7 protein-coding genes and 1 pseudogene are annotated in these 7,053 nt (G+C 32.1%); all 8 read right to left on the reverse strand.

All coding sequences use genetic code 11. From position 1 onward, the window contains the following. Positions 1-189 precede the first annotated feature (189 nt). Positions 190-1,749: a metal ABC transporter solute-binding protein, Zn/Mn family gene (locus F9279_RS24370; RefSeq protein WP_152116696.1), complete on the reverse strand. Its 1,560-nt coding sequence runs from the start codon at positions 1,747-1,749 to the stop codon at positions 190-192. A gap of 116 nt (positions 1,750-1,865) precedes the next feature. Then, a complete protein-coding gene (locus tag F9279_RS24375) occupies positions 1,866-2,870 on the reverse strand; it encodes a metal-binding protein ZinT (protein WP_152116697.1) in 1,005 nt (334 codons plus the stop codon). Between the two features lie 206 nt (positions 2,871-3,076). Beyond that, positions 3,077-3,523, reverse strand: a complete 447-nt coding sequence (locus F9279_RS24380; protein WP_152116698.1) for an NUDIX hydrolase — start codon at positions 3,521-3,523, stop codon at positions 3,077-3,079. 83 nt (positions 3,524-3,606) lie between these two features. Continuing rightward, on the reverse strand, positions 3,607-4,275 hold the full coding sequence (locus tag F9279_RS24385; protein WP_152116699.1) for a hypothetical protein: 669 nt from the start codon (positions 4,273-4,275) through the stop codon (positions 3,607-3,609). Beyond that, positions 4,272-4,760, reverse strand: a complete 489-nt coding sequence (locus tag F9279_RS24390; RefSeq protein WP_152116700.1) for an RNA polymerase sigma factor — start codon at positions 4,758-4,760, stop codon at positions 4,272-4,274. Before F9279_RS24390 ends, F9279_RS24385 begins: the two co-directional genes overlap by 4 nt. A gap of 264 nt (positions 4,761-5,024) precedes the next feature. Further along, a complete protein-coding gene (locus tag F9279_RS24395) occupies positions 5,025-5,624 on the reverse strand; it encodes a histidine phosphatase family protein (protein ID WP_152116701.1) in 600 nt (199 codons plus the stop codon). A gap of 285 nt (positions 5,625-5,909) precedes the next feature. Next, positions 5,910-6,368, reverse strand: a complete 459-nt coding sequence (locus tag F9279_RS24400) for a GNAT family N-acetyltransferase (RefSeq protein ID WP_152116702.1) — start codon at positions 6,366-6,368, stop codon at positions 5,910-5,912. Positions 6,369-6,708: 340 nt separating this feature from the next. Next, positions 6,709-6,930, reverse strand: a pseudogene (locus tag F9279_RS24405) (6-aminohexanoate hydrolase); the annotation flags it as partial. Positions 6,931-7,053 lie beyond the last annotated feature (123 nt).

Here is a 7,053-nt window from a genome sequence, read left to right on the forward strand (position 1 = left end):
ACCTCCGAGAGAATCATACCTTCCAGGATTCGGGGCTTGTTATTACCGAAGTAACATCGCCCAACCTATAACAGTAAATTCATGCTTTAAAGCAAAAAGGAGCGACTGCCCGTCGCACAAAAAAGATACATCTTTTAAAGATGCATCCGATCCATTACGTAATATTCATATTGTTTTATAACACTCTTTTTATTTAATACTCAACTGTAAAGATTTTAAGTTTTCACGCATTGCAGCTATGTAGCCTAAATTTTCTTTTTGAAATTCCTTTGATAACACTTCTAAATCATATAATACTGCCGTCTCTGTTCCTGTTTCTCCAGCGACTGTTTCAGCAATTGCTGAGTTAGCACCTTGTTGATAATAGATAACTGGAACATTATATTCTTTCACTAAATTTCCGATTTCTGCCATTCTAGATGCACTTGGTTCCACTTCTGTAGATAACCCACCGATAGCAATTTGTTTTAAATGATATCGCTCTGCTATATAGCCAAAAGCCTGATGCTGCACCACAAACACACGATTCTCTGCATCTTCAAGAGTAGATTGATAATCTTCATGCAAATTCTGTAGTTCTTTCATAAATGTTTCAGTATTTTTTTCATAGGTTTCTTTACCTTCTGGATCTGCTTCAATAAGGGCATCGCGAATAATTTTAACCTGCTCTTGTGCCAATACTGGATCTAACCAAATATGTGGATCATGACTTTCATGATTGTCAATAATTACGGAAACGGACTCAGATTCAACAAATGTATGATGATTTTCATCCAAAAGAACTGCTTTTACATCGAAGCTTTCTCCTGTCGTTTTGTACTCAAAATGATGTGTTTCTTGACCTGATACTGCTTCCCATTCTTCATCCTCACTAGTACGTGTATACCATTCCCAATGCTCATAATGGCTTTCTTCTTGAAGCTCTGCCTCTAGTGTTACGACATCTCCTGTGTGATAGTGATCTGCCAGTCCAATAATCTTAACTGCCGTTTCACTAACTAGGTTTGATTGTTCATCAGCTTCATGGATACCTTGTTGATCATTATGTTCTTCTTCTGTATGCTCATGCATTTGTCCATGATTATTAATGACAATTTCAGCTGGTTGTGATTGTGCAAATTCCTTGTGAGAATCATCAAATAATACCGCTCGAACTTCAAAGCTTGTTTCTGTTGCTTCATATACAAAGGTTGATCCTTCCTGATTAGGAACACTTATCCACTCCTCATCCTCGCTGTTCCTTGTATACCAATGCCAGTGTTCATATGTCGAATCTTCTTCCAACTCTGCAGAAAGGAAAATGATATCTCCAGTATGATAATGATCTGAAACTCCTTCGATTTTTATATTTTTATTACCTTCACTAGTTGTTTCATGTTCATGTTCATGTTCATGTTCTGACTCAAGAACATCTCCTGTACGAGCAATGATCAAGGAATTATTTTCCATAGAATTTAATAAACTATTGACCCAATACTCCATTTGATCACTGCTATATACAAACACATCTGCATTATTAATATGTGCAACATCCTTAGCACTTGGCTCAAAGTGATGTGCATCTTCTCCATTGTCTAACATTAAAGATACATCTGCTCTATCCCCTGCAACCTGTTTAGTAAATTCATACATGGGATAAAAGGATGTTACAACTGAAATCTTTTCACTCGCACTATTCTCTTCTACATTTTCACATCCAAAAAGACTAGTAGACAGCACTAGAATCAATCCTAGCCATCTTTTTTTCATATAATCTATCACTCTCCATTCTTCACAAAAAAACGTAATGATTACGATTTAATTCCTATTAAACTTTTAATTATTTTCTATCTTTACCTATTACCCATACATTTATCATTTTTTCATTAATGTGCTAACATATCTCGAATAATATCGACTCCTTCTAAATCGGAAGGATAATACGTTGGCCATTTTTCGAGTTCTTCTAACAATTTCTCACGGTCATCTCCCCAATATAAATGGAAGTGATGGGATTGAACAGGAAAAATATTATGATCACTAAATTGAATATATTTAGGCATATTTTCTGTTTCCTCTATCAATTTGAATACAAATCGTACTCCTCGATTTCCCTTTGCATAATTCAAAACTTCGTATCCATCTGCTTCATACTTACCCGAGTATTCCTTATCATTTTCAAAGAAAGTGACAACATTATCTTTAATATGGATATGATCAACTTCTGTTTGATAGCCAACTGTATAATAATCTTTATACTCTTCTTCTGTCATTTCCCCCTTTTCTGCTTTATGTTTAAATACAGCATCTAAATCCCCAGATACAAGATATGGATAAACGGACTGCCACTCCCCTTCCCAATCAGACAATGCACGATCCTTAATTTGGCTATCTTCAAAATATCCTTCATAAATTTGCTTACTTGCTTCATCATGACCATGATGATCATCGATAACAATTTTTACGATATCTGATTGAATGCTGGGTTTTTGTTTTTCGTCAAATAGTACCGCTTTCACTTCTAGTCCATTAATCTCTGCCTTACTTTTGAGTATTTCTGTTTCTTGCCCTTCAACTATCTCCCAATCTTCCTCTTCACTCTCCCTGCTATACCAATGCCAATGATCATATTCTGATTCTTTATCCAAGATTGCCGTTAACTCAATCTTATCTCCAGTATGATAGTGATCAGCTAACCCATCGATTTTTATCTCTTCTGGAATAATGGTATCTTTAGAAAGTACTTTTTCTTGAACTTGTTCTTCTTCTTGATTTAATTCAGAATTCTTTTCTTCTGATCCATTAACTTGCTGATCATTTTCCCCTTGACATGCTACTAAGAGAATAGAGATTAATAGCATGCTAAACAAGTTAAGTAGTAATTTTTTCATAGTTTCCCCCTAATGTATATGTATTAAATCGTAATCATTACGTTTTAAAATTAACAATTCCTTTCATATCTGTCAAGTAAAAATTAAAATGTGTACAGTATTTTATAGGATAATAATTTGCTATATGGTATTTTTACAATAATCTGGAGATATCTGTTGTTTTTATAAAATATCTTAAAAGAGTATTTTTCAGATTTGAGAAGAAGTTAGATAGAAGAAATTTTATCTATTGCTTCTCTTACTGCCCAGCTTTGGTGTTCATGAAATAATTCTTCTATAGCATTAAATGGTTTCATCCATATGAGTATATGACCTTCTTCCAAAGGTTGGCCTATTTGCCTTGTTATTTCACATAGAAAGAAATGCCCTTCACTTAAATAATATTTGTATTCATTTGTAGAATAAAAATATCTTTGTGCAACTCCTATATAATCCATTATTTGGATTTCCATCCCCATCTCTTCTACCGCTTCTCTAATTATGCATTCTTGTTGAGTTTCATTCTGCTCTATACCTCCACCAGGAAGAAAATAATTTCCATCTGATGTTTGTACTACAGCTAATTTTCCTGACTGAAAAAATAGCCCATAAGCAGCTGTTCTTCTTATATAATCTACGCCATCCACTTTATTTCCAAATGTTAATGGACTCATTTATAATTACTCCTTTGTATAATCCTCATCATTCCATCCAAATTAAATAATTTAAATCTAATTGTATTTAAAATTACTTAGCATTAATCGCTTAAATAATTCATTAAGTCAGCAGTATTAATAGTCATTTTTTCAATTTTGTGTTTTTCATTTAAATTTGCTTGCCCTCTAACTATGCCAGTTATGGTTGTATTACTACTCTCTTTTTGAAACTCTATTTCAGCAGAAAAATTATAAATTATTTCTTCTGAATTAGTATCCTCATATTCAATAGATATCACTTTTAATTGGTAATTTTTTTTTAAAGTCTCAACCAATAGCGAAGAAGCAAAGTAAGAAATATACTCCTTGTATGCACTATCTGAAGCGAAATACTTACGGTACAACTTTTCTTCATATTCACTTAATCCACTAAAATGATTATCTTCCATTATACTCTTCCACTCTTCATCTGGACCTGTTAAATTATTATTAATAACTGCTTCCATTGTTTCTAGATCTTTCTTTTCTTCAGCTGATCGTGTACTACTGGTGTTCTCATTAAAAGTATTTATACTTAAGCCAAGTGGCAATATAAGGAGTATACAGGCACATGCAGCTATAAATGGGACAATTTTTAAAGACTTACTTCTATTATTTCTCGATGCAATTTTCAACCAAATTTCCTCTTTTACATCTAAAGGTGCTTCTATTTTCTCTATTTCTTTTTTGAGAAATTCTTTTACTTCAGAATCTTGAAGGTTTTCTTTCATTTATCAACTTCACCTCCAACTTTATATTGATGAGATAATCTTTGTTTCGCTCGGTAAATCCTTGATTTTACAGTTCCTAATTTAATTGAGAGTATTTTAGCAATTTCTTTTTCAGTCAAACCATCTATATACTTTAATATTAATATTTGTTTTTGTTCTGGAGAAATAGTGGCTAAGTAATGGTTTAACTCTTCTTTAACAGAATTAATTTCTTCCGTATTTACAAGAAAATTTGTTTCTTCTAATTCATAAGTCATTCTTTTTTTATATTTATTGTAAGAATCAATAGCAGTACGCGTTGAAATAGTTGTAATCCAGGCATTCAATTTCGAATGGTCTTTCAATTTCTTTAGATTCTTAAACACTTTAATAAACGTATCATGAGTAGCATCTTTAGCTAACTCTCTATCTTTTAAAATATAAAAAGTTGTTTTATATACTTTATTATAGTACTTTTCATATATATCCTTTTCGTTTAATTCCACAAAGTTCTAACACCTCCAATTACATATAAAGACCAATTTAGCACTTTAAAAGTTCCATTATATAGGAATTTTCGGAAAAATATACATCCATATACAATAAATTTTTATCTCTATAGGACTCTAGATTTCTCAGTCTTTCTGATTGAAGTTATAAATTTACAGTCACACAGATTTCAACTCCTCTATTCCAATATAGATATATCCACATACGAATTAACCCCTGCTTATTTCTAAGCAGGGGTTATGAAACCATCTATCATTTTCTCAAGATACAATAGACAATCCTTCCATTATTCCACTAAAATCATGATTTATTATTTCAATCAAGTTAAATTCTTTATTCTCATATTCAAATTTTAGTATACAGCAATTTCCTATTCGGTTTTGTTGATCAATGGAGCTCTTATGTTCCCAAAATCTCATAAAGTTTCTACAAGCTGCTCCATGAGATACAGCAAGGACTACCTCATTGTCTTCTTCCATTATTTGTTCACAGGTTTTAGCTATTCTAAGTTGTAACTCTTTTTGGTCCTCTCCACCAAACTTAACAAAAAAATCATTGTAAGGAAGAGGTGGATTAAGATCTTCGCTTTCTCCTTCAAATGTGCCGAAATTCCATTCTTTTAACCCTTTTAATCTAGTATAAGGAATATTTGTTACAATTTCTAATGTGTCAGAAGCTCTTTCTGATGTAGAGGAATAGGCTGCATCTAATACAATATTATTCTCTTTAAAATATCTAGCAGCTATTTCTGCCTGTTTCATTCCTAATTCTGTAAGTGGGGCGTCACACCAGCCTTGTATTTTTCTTCTCTCGTTAAATAAAGTTTGCCCATGTCTCATTAGGTATAAAGTTTTTTTCATTGTTTTCCTCCTAGATGTAAAATATCAGAAAACTATCGATACATTTATTCCATACTAAGCATTCTAAATAATGATCCATTAAATTGAATTTATTATACATTCTTATTATCCTATAAATTGGTTTATTACGCTTTCATAATCCTCTCAAGACCTTGCCTAATCCCCTCAATCATTTAATACTGAGAAATGCATATCAGCATTTCTACATTTATAACGTACCGCCTAATCCAATGGAAAAGGAGCTTTCCTTGTTGAACGGAAGCTCCTTTTCATACTATGTTTGTATTAATCAAATTCTATATCCATAGTTACTGCCATTTCTTTACCAAATCTATCACCATTATCAATAAACCCTAAGCTATCATACAAATAATGAGCTCCTACATTATCAGGGTGATAACCTACTACAACTTTTCTAATGTTTGGTAATTGCTTCATTTGATTCAACATTAACTTAGTTGCCTTCTTTCCTACCCCACTACCTTGAAAATGCTTATCTACCATGATTCGGTAAATCCAGTATCCATCCAATTCTTCTTGAATTGTATTATACATAAGAAATCCAACCACTTGTTCCCCCAGATAAATAGCATAAGCTCTTAAAGTAGGCTCAAAGTTAGATTGAATAATAGAAATAGCGTTTGGCTCCATGAATTTTTCTTGCTCCGCTGATAATTCTAATGAACAACAATCATACCAGTTGTCTTTATTAACTTCTTCCAAATATACATGATCAAAACTCATTCCTTACGTTCCCCTTTCAAGTATGGGGAAAGCTGAATCAGCTATACAGTCAGATTCCCCTTGCAGTCATTATTATTCCTAAGCATACTAATCATCTTCATAATGAACACCTCCTTAAAGGAATACTTCTTTCATCTATAACAATATACACAATGAATTATTGATTTTATCCACTCTGATAGCTTTCTTTAACTAAAATGTATTCGTCTATAACATTTCAAATTCCTACTTGATACTTCTAATTTTTTGTATAGAAAAAAGCTTCCCTGATTAAAAAGAAGCCTGGCTAACATTAGAATTATGAAATAAATTCTGAATTTCAGATTAATAGTATGCAATTTTAACTAAACTCTTTCCTATATAATCGAAAAGCATAAATAGCACCTATCATAAATACAATACCTTGGAATAAAATAAAAAATTGACGAAAATACTCCATATCACTATCTACTAATGAAATAAAAACACCATTAAAAATAATATGTGCTGTAAACATACACGCAACAATCTTAAAGTATATACCATTCGTTCTTTCATCTGGTTTCCCAAATTTATTACCTATATAAAAACAATCATGATCTTTCACTCACACCCCCTCATGAAAAAGGGGGTTATTTTTTTGTGAATTGACCATAACTGATACTACACAAACAGATAAGTACGTGGGTTTTAATGGTGGGTTAAA

Origin of the sequence: Bacillus sp. B1-b2, assembly GCF_009183415.1 — a bacterium.
Classification (GTDB): Bacteria; Bacillota; Bacilli; order Bacillales; family Cytobacillaceae; genus Niallia.